This is a genomic window from Nocardioides sp. LHG3406-4 (assembly GCF_049897745.1).
Lineage (GTDB): Bacteria > Actinomycetota > Actinomycetes > Propionibacteriales > Nocardioidaceae > Nocardioides.
Genome location: NZ_JAFCWV010000007.1, coordinates 159,358 through 182,952, shown reverse-complemented (window position 1 = coordinate 182,952; position 23,595 = coordinate 159,358). Strand labels below are relative to the sequence as shown.

Annotated in this window: 25 protein-coding genes; 9 read left to right on the top strand and 16 right to left on the bottom strand. The window is 72.8% G+C overall.

The window, feature by feature from the left end:
- The first annotated feature begins 226 nt into the window (after nucleotides 1-226).
- Nucleotides 227-973 carry a dienelactone hydrolase family protein gene (locus ACP7BP_RS20700; RefSeq protein ID WP_426247485.1) on the top strand — a complete coding sequence of 249 codons (747 nt, stop codon included), beginning with the start codon at nucleotides 227-229 and terminating at the stop codon, nucleotides 971-973.
- A gap of 19 nt (nucleotides 974-992) precedes the next feature.
- On the opposite strand, the gene ACP7BP_RS20695 is transcribed toward ACP7BP_RS20700, so the two are convergent.
- From ACP7BP_RS20695 to ACP7BP_RS20665, 7 genes are all read right to left on the bottom strand, one after another.
- On the bottom strand, nucleotides 993-2,213 hold the full coding sequence (locus ACP7BP_RS20695; RefSeq protein WP_426247483.1) for an MFS transporter: 1,221 nt from the start codon (nucleotides 2,211-2,213) through the stop codon (nucleotides 993-995).
- The gene (locus tag ACP7BP_RS20690) at nucleotides 2,210-3,547 is read right to left on the bottom strand and encodes a D-arabinono-1,4-lactone oxidase (RefSeq protein WP_426247481.1); all 1,338 of its coding nucleotides are present in this window, start codon (nucleotides 3,545-3,547) and stop codon (nucleotides 2,210-2,212) included. The genes ACP7BP_RS20695 and ACP7BP_RS20690 overlap by 4 nt, the downstream gene beginning before the upstream one ends.
- Nucleotides 3,538-4,380 carry a patatin-like phospholipase family protein gene (locus ACP7BP_RS20685; RefSeq protein ID WP_426247480.1) on the bottom strand — a complete coding sequence of 281 codons (843 nt, stop codon included), beginning with the start codon at nucleotides 4,378-4,380 and terminating at the stop codon, nucleotides 3,538-3,540. Before ACP7BP_RS20685 ends, ACP7BP_RS20690 begins: the two co-directional genes overlap by 10 nt.
- Nucleotides 4,381-4,402: 22 nt before the next feature.
- Complete coding sequence (locus ACP7BP_RS20680) at nucleotides 4,403-4,948, bottom strand: hypothetical protein (RefSeq protein ID WP_426247478.1); 546 nt, start codon at nucleotides 4,946-4,948, stop codon at nucleotides 4,403-4,405.
- A gap of 69 nt (nucleotides 4,949-5,017) precedes the next feature.
- Entirely contained in the window at nucleotides 5,018-5,557 is a 540-nt protein-coding gene (locus tag ACP7BP_RS20675; RefSeq protein ID WP_426247476.1) for a nitroreductase family protein, read from the bottom strand.
- Nucleotides 5,554-6,135: a hypothetical protein gene (locus ACP7BP_RS20670; RefSeq protein WP_426247475.1), complete on the bottom strand. Its 582-nt coding sequence runs from the start codon at nucleotides 6,133-6,135 to the stop codon at nucleotides 5,554-5,556. Before ACP7BP_RS20670 ends, ACP7BP_RS20675 begins: the two co-directional genes overlap by 4 nt.
- A gap of 4 nt (nucleotides 6,136-6,139) precedes the next feature.
- A complete protein-coding gene (locus tag ACP7BP_RS20665; RefSeq protein WP_426247473.1) occupies nucleotides 6,140-6,919 on the bottom strand; it encodes an SDR family oxidoreductase in 780 nt (259 codons plus the stop codon).
- A gap of 100 nt (nucleotides 6,920-7,019) precedes the next feature.
- On the opposite strand from ACP7BP_RS20665, the gene sigJ reads away from it, so the two are divergent.
- On the top strand, nucleotides 7,020-7,907 hold the full coding sequence (gene sigJ / locus ACP7BP_RS20660; protein ID WP_426247471.1) for an RNA polymerase sigma factor SigJ: 888 nt from the start codon (nucleotides 7,020-7,022) through the stop codon (nucleotides 7,905-7,907).
- Nucleotides 7,908-7,929: 22 nt separating this feature from the next.
- On the opposite strand, the gene ACP7BP_RS20655 is transcribed toward sigJ, so the two are convergent.
- Both ACP7BP_RS20655 and ACP7BP_RS20650 read right to left on the bottom strand, forming a co-directional pair.
- Complete coding sequence (locus ACP7BP_RS20655) at nucleotides 7,930-9,222, bottom strand: cytochrome P450 (RefSeq protein ID WP_426247469.1); 1,293 nt, start codon at nucleotides 9,220-9,222, stop codon at nucleotides 7,930-7,932.
- A gap of 63 nt (nucleotides 9,223-9,285) precedes the next feature.
- The gene (locus ACP7BP_RS20650) at nucleotides 9,286-10,182 is read right to left on the bottom strand and encodes a LysR family transcriptional regulator (RefSeq protein WP_426247468.1); all 897 of its coding nucleotides are present in this window, start codon (nucleotides 10,180-10,182) and stop codon (nucleotides 9,286-9,288) included.
- 77 nt (nucleotides 10,183-10,259) lie between these two features.
- Here ACP7BP_RS20650 and ACP7BP_RS20645 point away from each other — a divergent pair, with 77 nt between their 5' ends.
- Both ACP7BP_RS20645 and ACP7BP_RS20640 read left to right on the top strand, forming a co-directional pair.
- A complete protein-coding gene (locus ACP7BP_RS20645; RefSeq protein WP_426247466.1) occupies nucleotides 10,260-10,973 on the top strand; it encodes an aspartate/glutamate racemase family protein in 714 nt (237 codons plus the stop codon).
- Between the two features lie 153 nt (nucleotides 10,974-11,126).
- Nucleotides 11,127-13,130 (top strand): sensor histidine kinase, encoded by a 2,004-nt coding sequence (locus ACP7BP_RS20640; protein WP_426247465.1) that lies wholly within the window; start codon nucleotides 11,127-11,129, stop codon nucleotides 13,128-13,130.
- Between the two features lie 72 nt (nucleotides 13,131-13,202).
- On the opposite strand, the gene ACP7BP_RS20635 is transcribed toward ACP7BP_RS20640, so the two are convergent.
- Nucleotides 13,203-13,544 (bottom strand): hypothetical protein, encoded by a 342-nt coding sequence (locus ACP7BP_RS20635; protein WP_426247463.1) that lies wholly within the window; start codon nucleotides 13,542-13,544, stop codon nucleotides 13,203-13,205.
- A 52-nt stretch (nucleotides 13,545-13,596) separates the two neighbouring features.
- On the opposite strand from ACP7BP_RS20635, the gene ACP7BP_RS20630 reads away from it, so the two are divergent.
- Nucleotides 13,597-13,923, top strand: coding sequence for a winged helix-turn-helix transcriptional regulator (locus tag ACP7BP_RS20630; protein ID WP_426247461.1), 327 nt, complete (start codon nucleotides 13,597-13,599; stop codon nucleotides 13,921-13,923).
- Nucleotides 13,924-13,942: 19 nt separating this feature from the next.
- On the opposite strand, the gene ACP7BP_RS20625 is transcribed toward ACP7BP_RS20630, so the two are convergent.
- The 3 genes from ACP7BP_RS20625 to ACP7BP_RS20615 are packed head-to-tail and all read right to left on the bottom strand — an operon-like array spanning nucleotide 13,943 to nucleotide 15,005.
- On the bottom strand, nucleotides 13,943-14,314 hold the full coding sequence (locus ACP7BP_RS20625) for a VOC family protein (protein WP_426247460.1): 372 nt from the start codon (nucleotides 14,312-14,314) through the stop codon (nucleotides 13,943-13,945).
- A 44-nt stretch (nucleotides 14,315-14,358) separates the two neighbouring features.
- A complete protein-coding gene (locus ACP7BP_RS20620; protein WP_426247458.1) occupies nucleotides 14,359-14,604 on the bottom strand; it encodes a DUF2630 family protein in 246 nt (81 codons plus the stop codon).
- A complete protein-coding gene (locus ACP7BP_RS20615; protein WP_426247457.1) occupies nucleotides 14,604-15,005 on the bottom strand; it encodes a winged helix-turn-helix transcriptional regulator in 402 nt (133 codons plus the stop codon). The genes ACP7BP_RS20620 and ACP7BP_RS20615 overlap by 1 nt, the downstream gene beginning before the upstream one ends.
- Before the next feature lie 37 nt (nucleotides 15,006-15,042).
- Here ACP7BP_RS20615 and ACP7BP_RS20610 point away from each other — a divergent pair, with 37 nt between their 5' ends.
- Both ACP7BP_RS20610 and ACP7BP_RS20605 read left to right on the top strand, forming a co-directional pair.
- Entirely contained in the window at nucleotides 15,043-16,434 is a 1,392-nt protein-coding gene (locus ACP7BP_RS20610) for an MFS transporter (RefSeq protein ID WP_426247455.1), read from the top strand.
- A gap of 121 nt (nucleotides 16,435-16,555) precedes the next feature.
- Entirely contained in the window at nucleotides 16,556-18,097 is a 1,542-nt protein-coding gene (locus ACP7BP_RS20605) for a hypothetical protein (protein ID WP_426247453.1), read from the top strand.
- 18 nt (nucleotides 18,098-18,115) lie between these two features.
- Here the strand turns inward: ACP7BP_RS20605 and ACP7BP_RS20600 are convergent, their stop codons facing one another.
- Entirely contained in the window at nucleotides 18,116-18,673 is a 558-nt protein-coding gene (locus ACP7BP_RS20600; protein WP_426247452.1) for a helix-turn-helix domain-containing protein, read from the bottom strand.
- A 50-nt stretch (nucleotides 18,674-18,723) separates the two neighbouring features.
- Between ACP7BP_RS20600 and ACP7BP_RS20595 the strand changes: the two genes are divergently transcribed.
- Complete coding sequence (locus ACP7BP_RS20595; RefSeq protein ID WP_426247450.1) at nucleotides 18,724-19,647, top strand: NAD(P)/FAD-dependent oxidoreductase; 924 nt, start codon at nucleotides 18,724-18,726, stop codon at nucleotides 19,645-19,647.
- Here the strand turns inward: ACP7BP_RS20595 and ACP7BP_RS20590 are convergent.
- Complete coding sequence (locus ACP7BP_RS20590; RefSeq protein ID WP_426247448.1) at nucleotides 19,628-20,299, bottom strand: TetR/AcrR family transcriptional regulator C-terminal domain-containing protein; 672 nt, start codon at nucleotides 20,297-20,299, stop codon at nucleotides 19,628-19,630. The genes ACP7BP_RS20595 and ACP7BP_RS20590 overlap by 20 nt on opposite strands.
- A 78-nt stretch (nucleotides 20,300-20,377) precedes the next feature.
- On the opposite strand from ACP7BP_RS20590, the gene ACP7BP_RS20585 reads away from it, so the two are divergent.
- Nucleotides 20,378-21,367: an NAD(P)-dependent alcohol dehydrogenase gene (locus ACP7BP_RS20585; protein ID WP_426247446.1), complete on the top strand. Its 990-nt coding sequence runs from the start codon at nucleotides 20,378-20,380 to the stop codon at nucleotides 21,365-21,367.
- Between the two features lie 19 nt (nucleotides 21,368-21,386).
- Here the strand turns inward: ACP7BP_RS20585 and ACP7BP_RS20580 are convergent, their stop codons facing one another.
- Complete coding sequence (locus ACP7BP_RS20580; protein WP_426247445.1) at nucleotides 21,387-23,537, bottom strand: DEAD/DEAH box helicase; 2,151 nt, start codon at nucleotides 23,535-23,537, stop codon at nucleotides 21,387-21,389.
- Nucleotides 23,538-23,595: the final 58 nt, after the last annotated feature.

The window sequence follows — 23,595 nt, the reverse complement described above, 5'->3', positions numbered from 1 at the left end:
TGATCACTCCTCGAATCGACTCCCGAGCCATCACCATCGAGGCTCTTGACAAGGCTGAGACTAGGACGCACCGGACGGCCTGGCAGACGTTTCGCCAGACGCTCGCCGACTGACGCAGGTGGTGCCTTCCGGCTTGCAACCGAGGTGCTGTACTTCTCTGGCTGCTGGGCACGACGTTCGAGCTCGTCCCCACCCGTATCGCCCTGATCGCCGACGAAGGAGTCACATGCCCACCATCGAGATCCCGGCCGCCGACGGAGCTGCCGAGGCCTACCTGAGTCGCCCGTCAGGAGACGACGACCTGCCCGGCGTGCTCTTCTACGTCGACGCCATCGGGCTGCGCCCGCGGATCGAGGAGATGGCCGACCGGATCGCCTCGTGGGGCTACGTCGTGCTCGCGCCGCACCTCTTCTACCGCGAGGGCCGGGCCGCCGACCTCGCGCCGCAGGAGGACCTGCGCGCACCGGAGGCCCGGGAGCGCTTCTTCGTGGGCGCGTCGAAGCGCGTCGCCGCGCTGACACCCGACCTGTCCAACGCCGACGCACCGGCGTGGCTCGCCACGCTGAGGGAGCACGCGGCACCCGGGCCGGTCGGGATCACCGGCTACTGCATGGGTGCCCGGCTCGCGGTGCGCTCGGCCGCGCAGTTCCCCGACGACGTCCGCGCGGTCGGCGGCTGGCACGGCGGGGGCCTCGTCACCGACGCCGGCGACAGCCCGCACCGGCTGCTCGACGGCACGCGGGCGGCGTACGTCTTCGGCCATGCCGACCAGGACCCCTCGATGCCCGCCGAGGCCGTCGCCGCGCTGGGTGAGGCCCTGACCGCGGCCGGCGTCGAGCACAGCAACGAGATCTTCCCCGGCGCCCCGCACGGCTACTCGATGTCGGACACGTCGGTGTACGACGCCGACGCCACCGAGCGGCACTTCACGGCGCTGCGCGGCCTGCTCGACACTCACGTGGCGCGGAGCTGACCAACGAGCCGCAGGCGGCTCAGGGCACCGACCGGATGCGATAGACCAGCCCGGCGCCGACCAGGGTCACCAGACCGGCGAGGGCGAAGAGCCCGGAGTAGCCGCCCGGCGACGAGATCACGACCGCGGCCAGCAGCGGTCCCAGCGCCTGTGGGGTCGCCGACCCGACGTTGAGGATGCCGAGGTCCTTGGCACGGTCGGCGGCGTCGGGCAGCACCGCGGTGACCAGCGCCTGGTCGACCGAGAGGAACGCGCCGTACCCGAGTCCGAGCAGGGCGGCCGCCACCATGGCGGTCTCCATCGACGGGAGGATCGCAAGCAGCAGCGCGGCCACCGCCTGGGTGGCGCTCGCGACCGCGACGAAGACCCGACGCCGCCCCGTGCGGTCCGACAGCCAGCCCGCCACGAGCGTGGCGGCCACGGTGCCGACCAGGTAGAGCAGCGTCAGCCGCAGCAGGGCGCCCTCGGGGTCGTCCACCTCGAGGGCGTCACGCAGGAAGAACAGCAGGTACGTCGTGCCCAGGGCGTTGCCGAGGTTGACCAGCAGCCGGCCCGCGAACGCCCAGGCGAAGTCGGGGTTCGCGCGTGGGTCGACCCAGAGGCCACCGACCACGGCGCGCAGGCTGAGCGGCTCCCCGGCGGCGGTGCCCGCGTCCCGGTGCACGGCGAGGAAGGGCAGCGCGAGGAGCACCAGGGCCGCGGCCAGCAGGGCGTAGCGGCCGGCGGTCGGGCCGACGGCACCCACCGCGACGATGCCGAGCACGATGCCCAGCGCCTGCGGGCCGAACATCGCCCCCGAGACCATCCCGCGCTGCTCCTCGGGCACGCGGTCCGCGATCGTCGCGGTGAGCCCCGCCGAGACCATCGCGTAGCCGAGGCTGGCCAGCACCCAGCAGGCGGCGACGCCGGTCCACTGCGACTGCAGCCCGGTGAGCACCAGCCCGACGACGAAGACCGCGACCCCGCCGGCCACCCACACGCGTCTGCGGCCGAACCTGGACCTGGTGCGGTCGCACAGCGCCCCGAAGAGCGGCAGCGCGACGATGGAGACGACCCCGACGAGGCCGTTGACGACGGCGAAGTCTCGCACTCGGTGGGCCCGGTCGACGTCGTAGAGCTGCTCGGGGAGGAGCAGCTGCACCGGCACCAGCCAGGCCATCCAGATGCCGAGCCAGACCAGGGCGAAGCCGGTGGTCCAGCGCCGCGTGACGAGGGACGTGGGGGTGGCGGTGGCGCTCACCCGGACGTCTCCGGGGGCGGACCCAGGAGCAGGTCGAGGTGGTCGTTGGCGAGCACGCCGGTCGGGTCGAGACGGTCGCGCAGGGCGACGAAGTCGTCGAAACGCGGGTAGAGGGCGCGCAGCTCGGACGCGGTCAGCGAGTGCAGCTTGCCCCAGTGCGGCCGACCGCCGACCTGGGCGGCGAGCCGCTCCAGGGTGGAGAGGTACGCCGCCTGGTCGGGGCTGCCGGGCGGCACGTGGATCGCGACGTAGCCGGTGTCGCGGCCCGACGCGGTGGAGAGGCCGATGTCGTCGGCGGCGGCGGTGCGCACCTCGACTGGTACGGCGATGCGCCAGTCACTGGCCTCGACGGCGGCCACCAGCTCGGTGAGCAGCGGGAGCAGCGCGTCGCGCGGGACGGCGTACTCCATCTCGACGAAGCGGACCCGGCGCGGGGTGACGAAGACCCGGTGCGAGACGTCGGTGAACTCGCGGCTGCCCAGCGCGGCGGCGGCGACGCGGGCAGCGGGACGCACCACTGCGGGCACTCGCCTGCCGGTGGCGACGAGACCGCCGAAGACGGTGTTGGAGAGGAAGTCGTCGTCCCACCAGCCCCGCAGCCGCGACAGGGGCGCGAGCCCTGCCTCCACCGGGACCCTCGTGTTGACCTTCACGTTGGTGGCGCGGGTGTGCGGGAACCAGTAGAACTCGACGTGGTCGTGGCCGGCGCTCAGCTCGTCGAATCGGGCGAGCGTCTCGTCGAGGGGCGCGGGGTACTCGTGGGCGTGGAGCGCGAACGACGGCACCGTCTGCAGCGTCACCGACGAGAGCACCCCGAGCGCCCCCAGCCCCAGCCGGGCGTGCTCGAACAGGTCGGCGTTCTCGTCGGCCGAGCAGGCGAGCACCTGACCGGCCGCCGTCACCAGCTCGAGCGCGCGGAGCTGGGTGGCGAGTCCGCCGAAGGCCTCCCCGGTGCCGTGCGTGCCCGTCGACACCGCGCCCGCGACGGTCTGCCGGTCGATGTCGCCGAGGTTGGTCAACGCCAGGCCCTCGGCGTCGAGGAGCTGGTTGAGCCGGTGCAGCGGCATGCCCGACTCGACCGTGACCAGGCCGCTCTCACGGTCGACGGCGAGCAGCCGGTCGTGCCGGTCCAGCCGCAGCTGTACGTCGCGGGGCCGGCCGATCGCGGTGAACGAGTGGCCGCTTCCGATCGGGCGGATCCCGTGGCCCTGCGCGGCCGCGCGAGTGACCGCATCGGCGATCTCGCCGGTGCCGCGCGGGTGCACTACCTGGATGCCCGTCGCGCGCTGGTTGCCCGCCCAGTTGGTCCACCCGCCGGCGGCCGTCACCCCCACGCCCGGCGCACCTCGTCGAGCACGTCGGCCGACTGGCGCAGGCCGGCCTGCGCGGCGCCGCCCCGGCGATCCGCGTCGAGCACGTTCTTGCCGATGGCGACCAGTGCGTCGCGGTCGGGTGAGACGAGGGCGGTGTGCGTGGCGCCGGTGCGGGCCAGCTGGCGTTCGGGCCGGGTGTCCTTGCTGAACGCGCGCACGAGGGGTGCGAGGACGACGACCCGCTCGGCTCCGGTGGCCAGGTCGACGTTGGCCGCGGAGCGCATCCCGCCGTCGATGTAGCGGGTGCCGTCCCACTCGACCGGGGGCCACACGAAGGGGACCGAGCAGCTGGCGGCGACGGCGTACTCGACCGGCACCCCGGCGTCGCGGTCGAGCACCAGGAACCGGCCCGTGCGCGCATCGACCGCGGTGACCCGCAGGTCGCGCTCGGGCCACTCGTCGATGCCGATGCCCTGACGAATGACCTCGACCCGGTGCTCGGCGCTCCCGGGATGGGCGCGCAGCGCGCCGCGGCCGAGGCGGCGGCGCCTGGTCCGCGCCGACCCGGGCAGCACGATGCGGGCGCCCATCTGCAGCAGGAACGTCAGGCCCAGCTGCCCGCCGATCGCGCGGTCGGCCACCTCGAGCTGGCCGGCGTAGAGGTCCTCGAGCCGCTGCCCGCTGGTGAGCTGCGCACCGACGACCGACCCGGCCGACGTGCCGATGACCGTGTCGGCGTCGGTGAGGTCGACGCCCTCGCGCTGCAGCCCGGTGAGCACGCCGATCATCCACGCGATGCCGGTGACCCCACCCCCTCCGAGCACCAGGGCGCGGCCGCGCACATCGTGTGTCATGCGGGCAAACCTAGCGGCCCGGCTAGCTCCTGGAGGCCGGCTCGGGCCGGGCGTGGCCGGGCGTCGAGCGGCCCCAGCGGGTCTTCCCCCACGGCTTCCAGATCGACAGGACCAGCGCGAACGAAAGGGCCAGGAAGGACACCACCGGGGGGAAGAGCAGGTCACGGCCGGCTCCGCCGACGGCGTCGCGCACCTGCGCCGCGGTGCCGGTCAGCTCGGTGGGGATGCTCAGTGCGCCCGGCACCAGCGCCACGAACACGAGGACGGTGAGGACAATCCCGACGACCAGCTTGGTGAGCACCCAGGTCCACCGCACCAGGCCCCACTTGCTGCCCCAGCCCAGCAGCACCCCGGTGAGCAGCATCCCGGTGGCCAGCACCGGCACCACGACGGGGATGACCAGCCGGGCGGCGGTGTAGGCGGCCGCCACCGTCGGGCCGGAGTCGGAGCTCGCCCCGGTCACGACGAGCACGACGAGCCCGAGGTCGAGCCCCATCCAGCCGACTCCGCACAGGATGTGCAGGGCCAGCACGGCGCGCCGCCAGGTGCGGTTCAAGGTGAAGGCCATGACCCGACGCTAGGTGAGCGGCGGGGGCCCACGCATCGGGAGGAACCCCGGAACCGACCCCGAGTCGGCTCAGCGGTCCCAGTGCAGGTCGGAGAGGCTGCGCCGGTCCCGCGCGTCGGCGGCCGACTGGGTGGTGGGCCGGCCGAAGGCGGTCATGGACATCAGCTCCCACTCCCTGGCGATCGCGAACTCGGCGGTCAGCGCGGCCTTGTCGAAGGCCCGGAACTGTCTGGCCGCGAGCCCGCCCGCCTGCGCCTGCACGGTCATGTGGGCGACGGCCTGCCCCAGGTCGTACGCCGCGAACTCGGAGTACTCCAGGTCGCTGTCGTCGACGAGCCGACGGCACAGGTTGAGCACCAGTAGGCTGGCCGAGGGCGCCCAGCGACCCGAGCTCGGGGCGAGGTGCTGCAGGACCCGGGCATGGACCGGGTCACCGCGACGGGCGACGACGAAGGCCCACGGTTGGGAGTTGCCCGCCGACGGTGCCCAGCGAGCCGACTCCAGCAGGACGTCGACCTCCTCAGCGCTCAGTGCGTGCTCGGCGTCGAACAGGCGCGGGCTCCACCGCTTCCGCAGCAGCGGGTGCAGGCGGGCGTAGGGATCGCTCACGAGACGGGCCGGCGCGGGACGGCGAACAACCCGGCGGCGTACAGCACGATGAGGCCGGCCATCACGAGTCCGGCGAGCACGGCGGCGACCGAGGCCGTCGTCTCGATCTCGGCCAGCTCGGCACCGAGTCCGGCCAGCCCGAGAGCCATCAGGGCGCTGCCGAGCCAGTAGAACATCCGCTCGCGGAACGCCCAGGCGAACGGCAGGAAGTGGAGTCCGACGACCGCCGCGATCAGTGCCGGCCGGGCCCCACCATGACCGCTGTCGTCCAGCGCCACGGAGCCGGAGCGGATGAGCAGCAGCTCTCCCACCACGCACGCGCCGTACACGACCAGGGCCGCCGGCGCCGGCACCACGAACCGTCCCAGCCAGCGCGAGAACCCGAACAGCAGCACCAGCGCGGCGCCCACCAGCAGGATGACGACGACGCGCGCGATGGTCGCGACCGTGCCGGTCAGGTCGGGCGCGTTGGCGAAGACGAACACCACCGCACCGACGAGCCCGACGAGCGCGCCGATCCGGCGGGGGTCTGCGAAGGGCGGCGGGGCGAAGTCGGCAGGCGGCTGCGGTCGGCTCACGCGCTCAGCCTGCCAGGTCGCGCGCCATCCGGTCTTCGGCGAGGAACTCCTCCCAGGTACGGCGTCCGACCGTCGCCCCGGCGAGGGTGAGGTTCGCTCCGTCGCGGTAGGCCCGCCCGGCCCTGCCGGGGATCCGCACGGGCAGCTTCGGCCGGTGCTTCCCGTGGGCCGTCAGGTAGAGGTCGACCAGCTCACGGAACGGGTGGACCCGTGGACCCGCGAGGTCCGCGACCCGCCCCGCCGGTGCCTCGAGGGCGAGCTCGGCGATGCGGTCGGCCACCTCGCCGGAGTCGACGGGCTGGAGCCGCAGCCCGCCCGGGATCGGCACCACCGGGAGCCGCGTCATCCCCCGCACCATCTTCAGCGTGAGGTCGTGGAACTGGGCGGCGCGCACGATGGAGAACCCGATGCCCGACTCCATGAGCACCGTCTCCGCGCCCTGCTTGGCGCGCAGGTAGCCCAGCGGCACGGCGTCGGCCCCGATCACCGAGATGAGCACGATGTGGCGCACCCCGGCCGGTCGAGCCGCTGCCACCAGGGCCGCCGTCGCCTCGTCGTCGCCCTTCGGCCCGCCGGCAAGGTGTACGACGACCTCGACGCCGCTCACCGCCTGCTCGATCCCGGTGCCGGCGAGCAGGTCGCCCGCGACGTACTCCACGCCGCCGGCGGAGGTGCGAGGCGTGCGGCTGAGCACGCGGACGTCGCCGCCGGCGGCGCGCAGGAGCGGTACGACCTGCCGGCCGAGTGTGCCGGTGCCGCCGGTGACCAGAATGGGGGCTGCCATGGGCTTCTCCAGGTTCTCTTCGCCGGGAGCCCGGCTCCCGGTCATGTCTCGTGGTCTTGATGTGTCAAGGGACTGACACTCGGAACGAGAGGAACGTGACGTGACCGACGAGAGCGAGTGGCTGACCGGCCAGTTCGAGGGCGAGCGGGCGCGCCTGCGCGGCGTCGCCTACCGGATGCTCGGCTCGGTCAGCGAGGCCGACGACGCGATGCAGGAGGCCTGGCTGCGCATCAGCCGCGCCGACACCGACGGCGTCGAGAACATGGCCGGCTGGCTGACCACCGTGGTGGCCCGGGTCTGCCTCAACCTGCTCCGGTCGCGCGAGGCCCGGCGCGAGGTCGCGCTGGACACCCACGTGCCCGACCCGATCATCGGACCGGAGCACGACAGCGACCCGGAGCAGCAGGCGCTGCTCGCCGACTCCGTCGGGCTGGCACTGATGGTGGTGCTCGAGACCCTGACGCCGGCCGAGCGGCTGGCGTTCGTCCTGCACGACATGTTCGCGGTGCCGTTCGACGAGATCGGCACGATGCTCGACCGATCCCCTGCCGCCGCCCGGCAGCTCGCCAGCCGGGGCCGGCGGCGGGTGCAGGGGGGCGCCCCCGAGCCGGACCCGGACGTCACCCGCCAGCGGGAGGTGGTGGACGCCTACTTCGCGGCCGCGCGGGACGGCGACTTCGCCGCGCTGGTGGCGGTGCTGCACCCCGATGTCGTGCTGCGCGCGGACAGCGGTCCGCTGCGGCCCCAGCGCACCGTCGTGCTCCGGGGGGCCGAGACCGTGGCCGCGCAGGCGCGGATGGCGCAGGCGCTGGTGCGCTTCGTGCGCCCGGCCCTGGTCAACGGCACGGCCGGGGCGGTGGCGGTCTCGAGCGACCGGGTCATCGCCGTCATGGGCTTCACCGTCACCGACGGCCTGATCACCGCCATCGACGTGCTCAACGACCCCGACCGGCTCGCCGCCCTCGACGTGTCGATGCTCGACGACTGACGCGGGCGGGCGGGCGTCGTCGTCAGACCGGCGAGTGCACGCCGGCCAGGGTCGCGGGCAGGGCGGCGACGCCGTAGACGGCCGAGAGCTTGCGGAACTCCAGCTCGTCGATCTCTGCGGTCGGCGTCAACCCGGGGAACCTGCGGACCAGCTCTCGCAACGCGATGCGCAGCTCCATCCGGGCCAGCTCCGAGCCCACGCAGCGGTGCACGCCGTGCCCGAAGGCGAGGTGTCGTGTCGGAGCCCGGGTCGGGTCGAAGGTGTCGGGGTCCTCGGCAAGGGCCGGGTCGCGGTTGGCCGCGACCAGCGAGAAGCCGACGATGTCGCCGGAGCGGATGACCCGGCCGTCGGAGAGGGGTACGTCGACCCGGGCGAACCGCGGGAACGCGACCTGCACCACGGTGAGGTGGCGCAGCAGCTCCTCCACGACCCGGTCGGCGGACTCGTCGTCGGCCATCAGCAGCTCTCGCGCGGCCGGCGTGCGGGAGACGAGGTAGGCGCCGAGGCCGAGCATGCTGGCGGAGGTCTCGTAGCCCCCGAGGAACACCCCGTCGGCGAGACCGCCGAGGGTGACGTCGTCGAGCTTGTCGCCGTGCTCGGTGAGGAGACCGCCGATCAGTCCCGGACCCGGCTCGGCCCGCTGGCGTGCGACCGCGCCGATGAGGAACTCCCGCGACGCGGCGGCCGCGCCGAACGACCCGGCCCCGCCCTCGGTGAGGTCGAATCGCGCGACCCCGAGGCCGTGGAAGCGCTCGCGGTCGGCCTCGGGCAGGCCCAGCAGCTCGCAGATCACCTCGAAGGGGATCGGGAACGCGAAGTCGCTGACCAGGTCGAGGTCGGGCCCGGCCGCCTCGATGGCGTCGAGCCGCTCGGCCACGATGCGGCCGATCAGCGGCTCGAGCCGGGCCAGCTTGCGCTTGGTGAACTCGGGAGTGAGGTAGCGGCGCAGCTCGGTGTGCAGCGGCGGGTCGGTCATGCCCAGCCCGCCGATCTGCTCCTCGGCGCTCCGGCCCTCCTGCGGGACGAACTGGCCGAGGTCGTTGGAGAACGACGCGCCGTCGGCCAGCAGCGCGCGGTTGTCGGCGTACCCCGTGACCAGCCAGACCCCGCGGCCGAAGAAGTCGCCGAGCCGGGCGATGGGAGTGCGCTCGCGCAGCTCGCCGATCTCGGGCACCGGATCGAGCCCGTCCCGGCGGAACGGGGTGGTCAGCCGATCGGGCATCCGGCGCAGGGCGCGCAGGTCGAGACCGCCCTTCATGGTGCGCGCCAGCAGGACGCGTCCGATACGGGAGGTGAGGCGGGCACGCAGGCTCATGGGGTGATTCCACCGCATCCTGGCCGCGCGCGCATCGGGGGCGCCCCTGAGGAGCCCCCGAAGTCACGCCCTCGTGGCATCGGCAGCGGTCCGCAGCCGCTCGATGAGCGCGCCGGTGGCGGGCACGTTCTCGGCGCCGGGGCGGTGCACGAGGCCGAGGTGACGTGTCCCGAGGGTCGCCGACGGGCGCACCGCGACCTCGGGGTGCTGGAACGCCTCGAGCGCCGAGCTGGGCAGCAAGGTGACGCCCAGTCCGGCGGCGACGAGCGCCTGCACGGCGACGTAGTCGTCGGACTCGTGGACGAGCCGCGGCTCGAAGCCCGCCTCCCGGCAGCGCGCGACGAGGTGCTGGCGGCACCGCGGGCAGCCGCCGATCCAGGGGTCCTGCGCCAGGTCCTTGAGGCGTACGGCGCGGCGCGAGGCCGCCGGGTGGTCGGGCGGGAGGACGAGGTGGACCGGCTCGACACCGAGCCCGACCCAGGTGAGGTCCCCGTCGTCGGGAGGCGGTCCGTCGTACCCGAAGACGAGGCCGAGGTCGGCGGCACCCTCGCGCACCGCACTCCACGTCTCCGGCGGCTCGGCCTCGACCATCCCGACCTCGACCGTCGGGTGGTCGCGAGCGAGGAGCCGCAGCGCGGCCGGCACGAGCGTGGCCGCGGCCGACGGGAAGGCGATCAGCCGGACGCGACCGCCGCGCAGCTGGGCGAGGGACGCCATCTCCTCGGCGGCCATGTGCAGCTCGCCGGCGACCGCGTCGGCGCGCACCAGCAGCAGCCGGCCCGCCTCGGTGAGGGTCACCCCTCGCGTGCTGCGGACCAGGAGGGGGGTGCCGGCCTCGCGTTCCAGGCGCTGCAGGTGCTGGCTGACGGCCGGCTGGGTCCAGCCCAGCTCCCGGGCCGCGGCGCTGAGGGATCCGGCCCTGGCCACGGTGCGGAAGACCAGCACGCGCCGAGGATCCATGATCCAAGTTTAGCTTATGGGGCTAGCAAGATGGACACATCTACCTTGGATCAGCTCCAGCGCGGATAATGGTGGCCATGCAGACCATCGGACTCATCGGCGGGATGAGCTGGCACTCGACGGAGAGCTACTACCGGATCATCAACGAGACGGTGGCGGCGCGGCTCGGCGGACACGCCTCGGCACGCATCGCCCTGCAGTCACTCGACTTCGCCGAGGTCCGCGCGTGCCAAGTCGCGGGCGACTGGGACCGCGCCGCAGCGCTGCTCACCGACGCGGCCCGTGCCTGTGTGGCCGGCGGCGCCGACGTCGTCGCCATCTGCACCAACCTGATGCACAAGGTCGCCCCCCAGGTCGAGGCCGGCGCGGGCGTGCCCCTGCTCCACATCGCCGACGCCGTGGCCGGCGTCGCCGCACCGCACGGCTGGGACCGCCTCGGCATCCTCGGCGCGCGCTGGGTGATGGAGGAGAGGTTCTACGCCGACCGGCTCGCCGGGCACGGCATCACCGCACTGTCCCCGGACGCCGCCGACCGCGAGCTGGTCGACCGGGTGGTCTTCGACGAGCTGACCCAGGGCCGCATCGAGGACGCCTCGCGCACGGCGTACGTCGAGGTCATCGAGCGCCTTGCCGAGCGCGGTGCGCAGGCGGTCGTCCTGGCGTGCACCGAGATCGGTCTGCTCCTCTCGCCGGGCGACAGCCCGCTGCCGCTCATCGACTCCGCCGAGGCGCACGCCACGGCGCTGGCCGAGCTGGCACTCGGCGCGTCGCACGCCCGCACACCGGCCTGACCGCTGGACCGAGCCGCACCTGTCCGGTGAAAGCACCGTCACAGTCGGCGGAATCGTGGCAGGCTGCGATCGGAACACGCGGTGTCGCCCCGCGGGTCCGACGTCGTGTGTCAGTGCCGCCCGAGCGGCTATTCAGTGTTTCGCGGAGGGGTCATGCAGGGATGGTCCCTCTTCCTCGTCACCGTGGCGCTGTACGCCGCCTTCCCGCTGATCCTCGCCTCGCGCCGGTCGCCGTACCAGCTCATGCTGATGTACGCGCACATCGCCGGCCTGAAGACGCTGACCGGCCTGCTCGGCACGATCTACGTCTTCGAGATCGGTGAGGTAACCCTCACCGCCGGACAGGTCGCCTTCGGGGGCTTCGTCTTCTCGACCCTGGTCATGGTCATCGTGACCCGCGACCTCCAGGTCATGCGCAACATCATCGTGCTGACGATCTCGATCAACGTGCTCCTCTACCTCGCCTTCCGGATCAGCGGGGCCGCTCTCGGCAGCGAGGACGTCATCAACCCGTTCGGCACGCCGAGGAGCGTCTTCGACGAGTCGCTCCGCATGGTGGTCCTGGGTGGCCTCCTCACCGTGCTGATGCTCGTGCTGCTTCTCGCGGTCCTCGAGCTCGCCAAGCACCGGGTGCCCTCGGCAGCCATGCCGTTCGCGTACGTAGCGGCGTTCGTCGGCATCCTGGCGATCGACGGCGTGCTCTTCCCGACCCTGGCGCTCACGCCGACCGACGACTACCTCGGCCTGATCCGGCACGGAGTGCTGGCCAAGCTGGCCCTCGCCGCGGCGTACTCCGTGCCGCTGCTGGCGTTCGTCCTGCTCTACCGGCCCGTCATCCAGCGCTTCGAGGCCCGGCCCCTCAACGTGCGCGGCCTCGTGTCGGTCTCGCGCGACGAGCTGGTCGACCGGCTCGAGCGCCAGCAGGCCGAGCTGCACGCGCAGCGCGACCAGCTGCGCGAGTCGACGGAGAGCGCCGGTCGAGCGACCGCGACCGTCGACCGCATCCTCGACTCGGCGACCAACACGATCCTGATCGCGGTCGACCAGGACTTCCGGATCACCCAGTTCAACACCGGCGCCCAGCGCCTCCTCGGCTGGAGCGCCGTCGAGGTGACCGGGCGCAGCCCCGTCATCTTCCATGCTGCCGACGAGATCGGCCGGCAGGCCGAGGAGCTCGGCACCGCCGCCGACTTCGCCCGGGTGATCGTGGCCCAGGTCGCCACCGGCAAGCGCCGCGACTGGGAGTTCCTCAGCCGCGACGGTGCCGTGCACATGATCTCGCTCAGCGTCACCGAGATCGTCGTGGGCGGGCGCGGGCTCGGCTACCTCGTCGCCGGCGAGGACGTCACCAGCAGGCTGCGCGAGGAGAACGCCGTGAAGTCGGCGCTGCGCCGCGAGCACGAGGCGGTCATCCGGCTCCAAGAGGTCAACCGCGTCAAGCAGGAGCTCGTGTCGACGGTGAGCCACGAGCTGCGCACGCCCATCACGAGCATCCACGGCTACACCGAGATGCTGAGCGACGGCAGCTTCGGCCAGCTCACCCCCGAGCAGGCCGTCGCGCTCGAGCGGGTGCGCCACAACGCCGGGCGACTCGAGGCGATGGTCAACGACCTGCTCGTGCTCGAGCGCGCCGAGACCGGCACCCTCGACCTGGACCTCGCCTCGATCGACCTGCGCGACACCGTGCAGGACGTCGCCGAGGTCCTCGAGGGCATGCTCACGGGCCGCGCCCTCGACCTCACGGTCAACCTGGCCGCTGCTCCGGTCGTCGTGTACGGCGACCGCGCGGCGATGGAGCGGGTGCTGGTGAATCTCCTCAGCAACGCGGTGAAGTTCACGCCCGGGGACGGCCGGATCACCGTCACGGTGGTCGCCGACGACGGACGTGCCGTGCTCACGGTCGCCGACACGGGCATCGGCATCGGGCCGGACGACCAGGCGCAGCTGTTCAACCGGTTCTTCCGCGCCGACGAGGCCAACGCCCGGGCCATCCCCGGCTCCGGGCTCGGCCTGAGCATCGTGCACGCCATCGTGGCCGGGCACGGCGGTGTCGTCACCGTGGAGTCGAGGCCCGGAGAGGGCACGACGGTGAGTGTGAGCCTTCCACACTCGCAGGCGCGGTCCGACTACGCAGCGAGCGAGGTCGCGGTCAGCTGAGCCGGCGCCGCGCGAGCGGCCCGAGCTGCTCGCGCTCGTGGGCGCGCCGGTGCGGGAGGGGGTCGAAGCCGGTCACGCCTGGGCACCCTGGGCACCCAGGGCGTTCGCCATCGTCATCGCCCGCTCCGCCTCGTCGCGACGGCCGGCCCGGCGCAGCGTGAACGCCAGCAGCAGGGCGGCGTACGCGTGGGTGGGGTCCTCGGCGAGCAGCGCGCGACTGGCCTCCTCGGCCCGGCGCAGCTGGGCGGAGTGGAAGTACGCACGCGCCAACAGCGTGCGCGCGTCGGTCAGCGCGTGCCCGACCGGCTGGTACGCCGCCTCGGCGACGAGCTCCTCCAGGACTCGCGCCGCCCCGCGGTAGTCGCGGTGGGCGAAGAGGTCCTCTGCCCGGCGGAAGCTCTCGTAGGTGTTCACGCAGTGGTCCTCTCTCGGCACTAGGAAACTTGTAGTTACTATGAACAACCTAGTGAGCCAAAGATTCCCCTGCGAGCCCTTCGAGGCCGCCATGCGCCTGCTCGGCCGACGCTGGGCGGCAGCGGTGGTGCGCGCCATGCTGCACGGTGCCGGCCGCTTCGCCGAGATCAGGGCCGAGCTGCCGGGGGTCACCGACGGGATGCTGAGCGCCCGGCTGCGCGAGCTGTGCGCGGCGGGCCTCGCCGTACGCGAGGTGTCGGACCAGCCGCCGGTGCAGGTCCGCTACCGGCTCACCCCTGCCGGCCGCGACCTGAGGCCGGTGCTGGCTGCCATCGAGAGGTACGGCGAGAGGCACCGGGACCTGCTGGACCCCGGGTAGCCGGCTCCAGCCGGACGCCTCACTCCCCGCCGTGGAAGACGGCCTCGACGTTGTTGCCGTCGGGGTCGCGGACGAAGGCCCCGAAGTAGGCCTCGTGATACTCCGGCCACAGCTTCGGCGGGTGCAGCTCCTCGGCGCCCAGGCCGGTCGCGGCAGCGTGGAAGGCGCGGACGGCGTCGGCGTCGGGCGCCGTGAACGCGACGTGCACCTCGCGGTTGGGGCCCTGCTCGGGGAACGACCCGATCCAGAAGTCCGGCTTGCCGTCGGCGCCGTACCCGACGAACACGCCGAACTCGACCTGGCGCGAGTAGCCCAGGGTGGCCAGCACCGTGTCGTAGAACGCCTTCGAGGCCGTCAGGTCGGAGCAGTTGATGCCGAAGTGGTCGATCATCCGCCGATCGTGGCGCACCGCTGCGACGCCCGGCAAGGGGCGAGCTACTGGAGGTAGCCCTCCACCTCGGAGACGGGCCGAGCCGCGGCCTCGTCGGGGTTCTCGCCGAACTCCTGCTTCGCCCGGCGCTGCCGAAGCAGGTCCCAGCACTGGTCGAGGGCCTCCTCGACCTGCCTGATCTCGGCCTGCTCGTCAGCCCGGCTGAGCTCGCCGCTCTGCCGCCGTTCGCGCAGCTCGTGCTCGCGCTCCACGAGCGACCTGACCTCGGCGAGAATCTGTTGCTGGTCCATCAGCCAACCGTACGCCCGTCGCCGTGCGCGGAGACGGTCAGGTGGCGGTCGAGATCGGGATCGTCGGGCGCGACCGCGTGCTCCTTGCCCCAGGCGAGCAGGGCGTCGAGCACCGGGAGCAGGGCGCGACCCGACTCCGTGAGCAGGTAGTCGTGGCGCCTGGGGCTGTCGGAGTAGGCGACGCGCTCGATCACGCCGGCGCTCTCGAGCGCTCGCAGGCGGGCGGCGATGCGGTCTCGGGGCGCCCCCGTGCCCCGGACGATGTCGGAGAAGCGGGTGTTGCCCAGGCGGATCTCCCGGACGACCAGCAGGGACCAGCGCTCACCGACGACCTCGAGCGACGCCGCGATCGGGCACGGCCGGCCGGGCAGCTCGGCCAACGTGATGGTGGACACGGGCATGTTCCCCTCCTCGTCGATGGATGCTAGCCTCGCGCCCATGAGTTTGAATGTCAAACCTACCACTGACGCAGCGCCCACCACGGGCCGACGCCTCCTCCCCCTCGTCGCGCTGGGCACTGCCCTCGTGCTCGTCACCTACGTGACGCCGATGGCGACGATCCCGGCGACCGCCGCCGACCTGGGCGCCGGACCCGTCGCCCGGGCGTGGATCCTCAGCTCGATGAGCGCCGGCCTCGCCACCGCACTGCTCGCCACCGGCGTCCTGGGCGACACCTTCGGGCGCCGTCGCGTGTACGTCGCCGGGCTGGGCGCGCTGGGGCTCGGCGCCCTGCTGTGCGGCCTTGCGCAGGAGCCGCTGCTCTACGTCGCCGCCCGGGTGCTGCAGGGCATGGGCGGGGCCGCCGTCCTCGCGTGCGGGCTGGCCCTGCTCGCGCACTCCTTCGCCCCCGGACCCGAGCGCGTGCACGCCACCTCGGTCTGGGGTGCGAGCGTCGGCCTGGGCATCGCGTCCGGTGCGGTGCTGGCGGCAGCGCTCGACATCGGCAGCGGCTGGCGGGAGACGTACGTCGCGGTGGCGGTGATCGCCTTCGCCCTTCTCGTGCCCACCCTGCGAGCGCTGCCCGGGTCTTCCAGGACGCACGCACGCGCCATCGACGTGCCCGGCCTCGTGCTGCTCGTCGCAGGCATGACGCTCCTCGTCTCCGCCCTCACCCAGGGCCGCAACGGCATCGACACCCCGACCGTGGTCCTGGCCGCGCTCGCCGTCGTGGCCCTGGTCGCGTTCGGCCTCGTCGAGGCGCGGGTGCGGATGCCGCTGCTCGACCCCGAGCTGCTCGCGAACCGGCGGTTCCGCGGCGCCACCATGGGCTCCCTGGTGCTCGGCGCCGGCATCATCGGGATGTCGGCGTTCGTGCCGACCGTCGCCCAGGTGGGCCTGGGGGCCAGCCTCTGGACGGCCTGCTGGCTCGTGGTGCTGTGGGCCGGCACGAGTGTCGTCTCCTCCCTTCTGGTGCGCCATCTCCCCCACCCGCTCGAGGGCCCGTTCCCGATCGCGGTGCTGCTCGTCGGCGTCGCGATCGGGCAGGCGTGCGGCTACGGGATCGCGACCGACTCGAGCCCGTGGCGCCTGGCCGTCTCGATGGTGGTCAGCGGAGTCGCCACGGGATTCCTCAACGCGGTGCTCGGCCGCGAGTCCGTCGCGAGCGTGCCGCCCGATCGCGCGGCGATGGGCAGCGGCGCGAACAACACCGCCCGCTACCTCGGGGCTGCTCTCGGCATCACGCTGTTCGTCACGGTCGCGACGCATGCCGGCGACGGCCTCGTGGACGGCTGGAACGTCGCCGTTCTCGTGTCGACGGTGCTGACGCTGGCCGGGGCCGCAGCGATCGCCGCCACCGGGCTGGGCGGCCGGTCGGAGCGGGCGCACTGACGCCTGTCCCCGTGGCCTGCATCCCCCATCGGGGCGATTGCGCCGGCGCGGCTTCCTGAGGAAGGTAGGGATCGTCAGTCGGACGGCCGGCTCGGGGGTGCCGCGAAGGCAGGGGGTCGTCATGGTCCGGACTCGAGTGCGTGCGGGGCTGCCGGCCCTGGCGGTGGTGCTCCTAGGGTCCCTGTTGTCGGTCGCCCATCAGGTTCCGGCCCAGGCCGTCGAGGACGGCGCCAGCCGCGCGTGGTGGGGCACCATCACGATCACGGGCGCCAGGAACAGCCACGACGACACCCTCGGGTCGGAGACCATCAGCGAGAGCTTCTCCGCGACTCTCACCCGCTCCCGGGACGGCGCCTACTCGGGCCGCGCACAGTGGCAGAACCGCTACGACTCGGTCGTCGGCGAGTGCTACGTCCACGACCAGGGCTTCGGCGAGGTCACCTTCCCCGAGCACACCAACCTCACCGACGCCCCGATGACGTACGACGCCGGTGCGGCCGCGTGGGTGAAGGAGTTCCCGGAGATCTGGGTGCCCACGCTCCAGACACGGGACGCCAACTGCGGGAACGAGTCCGGTCAGCACTACTTCGACTACCTGATCGGCCATCCCAGGTGCCCGGATCCGAGCTGGGAGGGATGGTCGGGCTGCTGGCCGTCCTCGCTGAACCTCACCGTCACCGACGCGGCCATCGCCGGACGCCCCGAGCCCCGCATCGTCGAGACGAGGACCGCCGTTCCCGTCAGCGACGCGTCCGACCGCTTCGACATCACCATCAGCTACGACGTCAGCTGGGCCGTCGACGGCCCGGACGCGGCCGACGAGCCGCTGGACGAGACCGCATGTGCGCCGCCGGCCCCCGGCTCCGGGGTCAAGAAGAAGTACCACTACACGACGGCCGACGGGAAGGCCCGCTGGGTGATCGCCGCCGGCCCGGACGCGAAGATCGCGACCTTCGACGTCGGGATCAGGTGGTGCACCACACCGGACGGACCTGCCTTCAGGGGCCCGGCCCGCCTCGGCTCCCAGGTGGTCGCCCACTGGCTCCTGCTGGGCGCCCTCGAGAACGCCGGGTTCGTCGTCGAGGTCGAGGAGCCGTCCCAGAAGATGACCGGCACGAAGCTCACCGCGAAGGGTCGGGTCGTCGGCGCCTTCTCGCCGGTCGAGGTGGCCCTCAACCTGCTGCCCGTGACCAGGATCCTCCACAAGGTCACCGGCCACGTGGACGACTGCTACCGCAAGGTCGCGGGAGGCGTGGACCCGGCCCGCGCGCTCCCCGAGATGGTGGACAAGCTCGCGGGACCGGTCAAGAAGCTCAAGAAGGCGATTCGGAAGCAGCTGCAGAAGCAGCTGGACAAGCGGATGACCACCGTCTTGGCGATCAAGCTCTCGCACCGCTGGCTGAGAGGGCTCGACCACGTCGGCGCCTTCCTGGTCGACGACCTCGCCAAGCGCGTCGCCCTGGGAGAGGTGGCCGTCAAGGGCGCGGCCAAGCTGGTGGGCGAGTCGTTCCGGCTGGCGTTCGGAAAGCTGCGGTTCACGATCTGGCGGCCGCACGTGGTCGTGGACATCAAGAAGAACGGCAAGCACACGTTCACCGACAAGAGCAGCTCACCGATCTATCTGCCCATCGATGACGAGTGGAAGCACAAGACCGTGCCGTAGCCGCACGGCGCGCGGCCTTCAGGCGCGCACGTGCATCCGCTCCCCCTGAGGCCCGAAGATGCTCAGCACCTCGACGACCCGGCGCTCGGCGCAGCCGAACCAGTGCGGCGTCCGGGTGTCGAACTCCGCCACCTCCCCCGGGCCGAGCACGAGGTCCTGGTCGCCGAGCACCAGGCGGAGCCGGCCCTCCATGACGTAGAGCCACTCGAAGCCCTCGTGCGTGTTGGGCGACGGCACCCGGCGATGGGCCGGCCGCACCACCAACTTGTAGACCCGGAGCCCGCCCGGCTGCCGGGTCAGCGGGATGACCGTCGCCCAGTCCAGCTGGACAGGCTTGGCATGCACCCGGGGGTCGCCGGTGGGCGGTGCGTCGACGAGCTCGTCGAGCGTGACGCCGTAGACCCGCGCCAGTGGCAGGAGCAGCTCGAGGGTCGGCCGCCGGCCGCCGGACTCCAGCCGCGACAGCGTGCTGAGCGTGACCCCGGTCTGGCCTGCCACGTCGGCGAGCGTGAGCGACCGTTGCTGGCGCAGGGAGCGGAGCCGGGCGCCCAGCCCCGGGAACGGATCATTTGCCATATCAGCAAACTATCTTGTCAGTTGGCGCGGCGACAGCGCACTCTCGCCGCATGGACTCCTACGACGTCATCATCATCGGAGGCGGGGCGGCCGGTCTCGCCGGCGCCACCACGCTGGCCCGGGCCCGCCGCTCGGTCCTCGTCATCGACTCCGGCCGTCCTCGCAACGCGCCCGCCGCGGGCGTGCACAACTACCTGGCCCGCGAGGGCATGGCGCCGCTCGAGCTGCTGGCCACCGGTCGCGACGAGCTGGCGTCGTACGGCGGCAGCGTGCGCGTCGCGACCGTGCGCGACGCAGCGGGCGACGCTGAGAGCGGCTTCACGGTGCGGCTCGAGGATGGTGCGACGCTGCGGGCCCGGCGGCTACTCGTCACGACCGGGCTCGTCGACGAGCTTCCCGACCTGCCCGGACTGGCCGAGCACTGGGGCAGCGCCGTGCTGCACTGCCCGTACTGCCACGGGTGGGAGGTGCGGGACCGCAAGATCGCCGTGCTCGGGAGCTCGCCGCTGTCGTGGCACCAGGCCCTGATGTGGAGCCAGTGGACGAAGGACCTCACGTTCGTCCTGCACGACCAGCCCGAGCCCGACGCCGACCAGGCGCGGATGCTGGCCACCCGCGGCGTGCGGGTCGTCAAGGGCCGGGTCGACCGGGTCGCCGAGGAGGGCGGCCGGCTCAGCGGGCTCGTGGTCGACGGCGAGGTCGTGCCGGCCGAGGCAGTGGTCGTCGCCGGCTTCATGCGTGCGCGGTCGGAGGTGCTGAGCAGCCTGGGCCTGCACCCGGCCGACTTCCGGATGGGCGAGCACGTGGTGGCCACCCACATCCCGGCAGAGCCCACGGGGCTGACGTCGGTGCCGGGCGTCTACGTCGCCGGCAACGTCACGAACCCGGGCGCGCAGGTCATCGCCTCGGCCGCCGCCGGGATGATGGCCGGGGCCTCGATCAACATGGAGCTGATCATGGCCGACGCCCGCTGAGCAGGCGTTCGAGGCCGTCGAGGATGAGCTCGAGGCCGAAGCCGAACTCGTCCTCGAAGTCCCAGCCCGGCTGGAGCACGTGCTGGGTCGCGAGCTCCACCAGGTGCGGGTAGGCGTCGCCGGGCAGCGGGTGGATGAGCCCCTCGGCCACGTCGGCGGCCGACCGGTCGTCGTCGAAGGGCAGGTTCGCCGCCTGCGAGGAGAAGCCGTAGATGAAGCTGTCGAGCAGCGCGAAGGCGTGCCCGGTGTCGACGATCGAGAAGCCGCCTGCTCGCAGCGCGCCGATCACGGAGTCGTGGTGGGCCAGGGTCGCCGGTCCCGCGTTGGGGCGGGAGTCGACCAGCCCCACCGCCCACGGGTGCTTGGCCAGCACGCGCCGGGCGGCATGAGCGCGGTCGCGCATCGCCGTGCGCCAGTCGGTGTCGGCGGACGCCGTACCGAACTCGGCGAAGATCCGGTCCACCAGCCCGTCCAAGAGGTCGTTCTTGTTGGCGACGTGGTGGTAGAGCGACATCGCCTCGACGCCGACGGCCTGGCCGACCTTGCGCATGCTCAGCGCCGCGACCCCGCTCTCGTCCGCGAGCGCGAGGGCGGCGTCGATCACCACGTCACGCGTGAGCGCCTCGCGTCGAGCCGGTCTGCGGGGGGCCATGCCACCTCCACCCTTGACAATGACTTACAGCGTAAGTTGTACTACACCTTACACCGTAAGTCTGACCTTGGAGGCACCATGTCCCCGCTCACCCGCACCATGCGCGCCGTGACCCAGCAGCGCTACGGCGGCACCGACCGGCTGGTGCTCGCCGAGGTCCCCGTGCCCTCTCCGGGACCGGGTGAGGCGCTCGTCCGCGTCGAGGCCGCCGGCGTCGACCGTGGCGTCTGGCACCTGATGACCGGCAGGCCCTACCTGATGCGGGTCATCGGCTTCGGACTCCGGGGCCCGAAGTCGGCGCCCGGGATGGACCTCGCCGGCACGGTCGCGGCCGTCGGCGCCGGCGTCACGGGGCTGGCCGTCGGCGACGACGTGGTGGGCATCGGCACGGGCGCCTTCGCGGAGTACGCCGTCGCCCCGGCCGCCAAGCTCGTCGCCCGGCCGGCCTCGGTCAGCGCCGTGCGCGCCGCGGCGGTGCCGGTCTCCGGGATCACGGCTCTCCAGGCCGTGCGCGCCGCAGGCATCGAGCCCGGGCAGTCCGTGCTGGTCCTGGGTGCGGCCGGCGGTGTCGGCTCCTTCGCCCTCCAGCTCGCCCGCCACCACGGCGGCGAGGTCACCGGGGTCTGCAGCGCGGCCAAGCGGGAGTTCGTCGAGGGGCTCGGCGCCGCCCGCGTCGTGGCGTACGACGAAGGCGGCACCGCGGGTCTCGGACCGTTCGACGCGATCATCGACACCGGCGGCCTGCGGTCCCTGCGCGAGCTCCGCACCATGCTCGCGCCCCGCGGGACCCTGGTGATCGTCGGCGGCGAGGGCGGTGGGCCGTTGCTCGGCGGCATCGGTCGGGCGGTCGGCGCCTCGCTGCTGTCACGGTTCGTGGCCCAGGAGCTGGTGATGCTGATGTCGGACGAGGACCCCGACGACCTGGCCGCGCTCGCCGCGCTGCTGGCATCCGGGGCCGTGGTGCCTCAGGTCGAGCGGACCTTCACCCTCGCCGAGACCGCCGCCGCCGTCGACCACCTGGCAGCGGGCAACGCCGTCGGCAAGGTCGTCGTGGTCACCAGGTCGTGACTCGGCCCTGCGGCCCTCCTCAGGCGGCGGGGTCGGGGTAGCGCTCCGAGAGGGCGTCGGTCAGCAGCGCCACCAGGGCCTCGAGCTGCAGGTCTGCCGACGAGGAGACCTCCTCGTCGGACCCGTCGAGCGCCCGGGCGGCGAGCCCGGCCTTGCTGTCGATGAGCTCGGCGATCTTGGTGTCGATCGTTTGCGAGGCGATGATCCGCCAGGCGGTGACCGGCTCGTCCTGGCCGATACGGTGCACCCGGTCGATGGCCTGCGTCTGCTCGGCGTCGGTCCACGACAGCTCGGCGAGCACGACGTTGGAGGCCACCTGGAGGTTCAGCCCGACGCCCGCGGCCAGCAGCGAGCAGACCACGATCGAGGTGTCGGGATCCTCGAGGAAGGACTCGATGTTCTTCTGCCGTGCCTTCGGCGTCTGGTCACCGCGGATCGAGGCGTAGCCGATGCCCCGCTCGGCGAACGTCGCCTCGGCGATGTCCATCACGTCGACGTGCCGGGCGAAGAACACCACCTTGCCGACGCTGCGGGCCAGCTGGGCGGCGTAGTCGGCCGCCAGCCCTGCCTTGGCCTGGCCGATGCGGCGCATCATCGCGAAGACGTTCTCGTCGGTCGACGCGGTGTCGTCGCGCTCCCAGCCGGCCACCCGGCGTACGAGCTCGTGGTCGATGCCCTCGACCGTGACACCCGACGTACGGGCGGCCAGGGCGCTGTCGTAGCGCGAGACGAGGCGTCGGGAGAGCTCCCGCTCGGCGTCGCGGATCGAGCGGCCTAGTGCGCCGTCGAGCTCCACGGGCAGGTCGGCGATGCGGCGGGCCGGGATGTCGGCCGCCACGTCGACCTTGCGACGCCGCACGATGCCCATGTCGATGACGGCGGCCCGGGCGGAGGGGTAGAACCCGGGGTCGGCCGGGGTGAGCCCGTTCTCCTCCAGCTTGTGCATGAGCTCGGCGCCCGGGGAGTTCGGCTTGATCCAGCCGAGGAACTCCCAGATGGCGCGGAAGTCCTCGATGTCATTGATGAGCGGAGTCCCGGTCAGCGCCATGAGCAGCGGCCGCGCGATGCGGGCCCGGATCCGCTCCGAGAGGGCGAGCACGTTGCGCGAGCGCTGGGAGCTCTTGTTCTTGATGAAGTGCGCCTCGTCGATGACCATGCTGCGGAAGCCGAGGTCGCCGAGCCAGCCGACGTGCCGGTCGAGGATGTCGTAGTTGACGATCATGATGTCGGCGAAGCCGTCGATGGTCTCGCCGTCGCCGTGCACCACCGTGGCGGCGCGCTGCGGCGTCCAGAGCTCGGCCTCGTGGGCCCAGTTGGCCTTCACCACGTTGGGCACGACCGCCAGCAGCGGGTAGGCGTCGGCGGCCTGGGCGGCCAGCAGCGCCTGGGCGGTCTTGCCGAGCCCGGGCTCGTCGGCGAGCAGGAACGTGCGGTGCCCGGCGGCGGCAGCGGCCACGACCTCGGCCTGGTGGCGCATCAGCTGCAGGTCGGCGGGTGCGCGCAGGGATCCCGGGTCGGGCAGGGCCATGCTCGCGACGGCGCCACCGGCAGCGCGCTCGAACGACGTGAGCAGCGGTCCGATCAGCTCCCACGTCGCGAGTCGCCGAGGGGTCGACTGCAGGGCGGCCTGGCGCTCTGCGGCGGTGAAGTCCTGCGGGAGGAACGGGTTGGCCAGCTGCCGGGAGATCACCGAGCGGGGTACGACGCGGCGCTGCTCGGCGACGGGCGCGGTCTCGGGCTCGTCGGACTCCTCCTCGGCCGGGACCTCGATGCCGGCGGCCTCGAGCATCTCCAGGCGCATCGCCTTGGCGGCGTCGGAGACGACGGCGTCCTCGCCGAGCAGCTCGAAGAGCGACGGCTCGCGGGTGGCCGTCTTGGCCAGGATGATGGCGATCCCGTCGAGGCGCTGCAGCTGCTCGCTGCGGTAGCTCTCGGACGACGACTCGTCGGCCTTGACCCGGGCGCGCTCCTCGCGGACGAGCAGCGCGACGACCTGGAACCTGACGTGCGACTGCCGGGTCATGGTGCCGCGCTGGACGGCGTGCTCGACCTCGCGTGCGGCGCGGGCCAGCTGCGGGATGATGCCCTCCTGGTCCCGGGCGCGGGAACCCCGCCGGTTGCGCGACTGGGTCCGCGTGCTGCCGGACCGGCGCTGGCTACGTGGGGCCAAGGACTCCTCCTCATGGCTGGTGATCAGCCGGTGGTGCACCTGCACCCGAGCAGCCGGC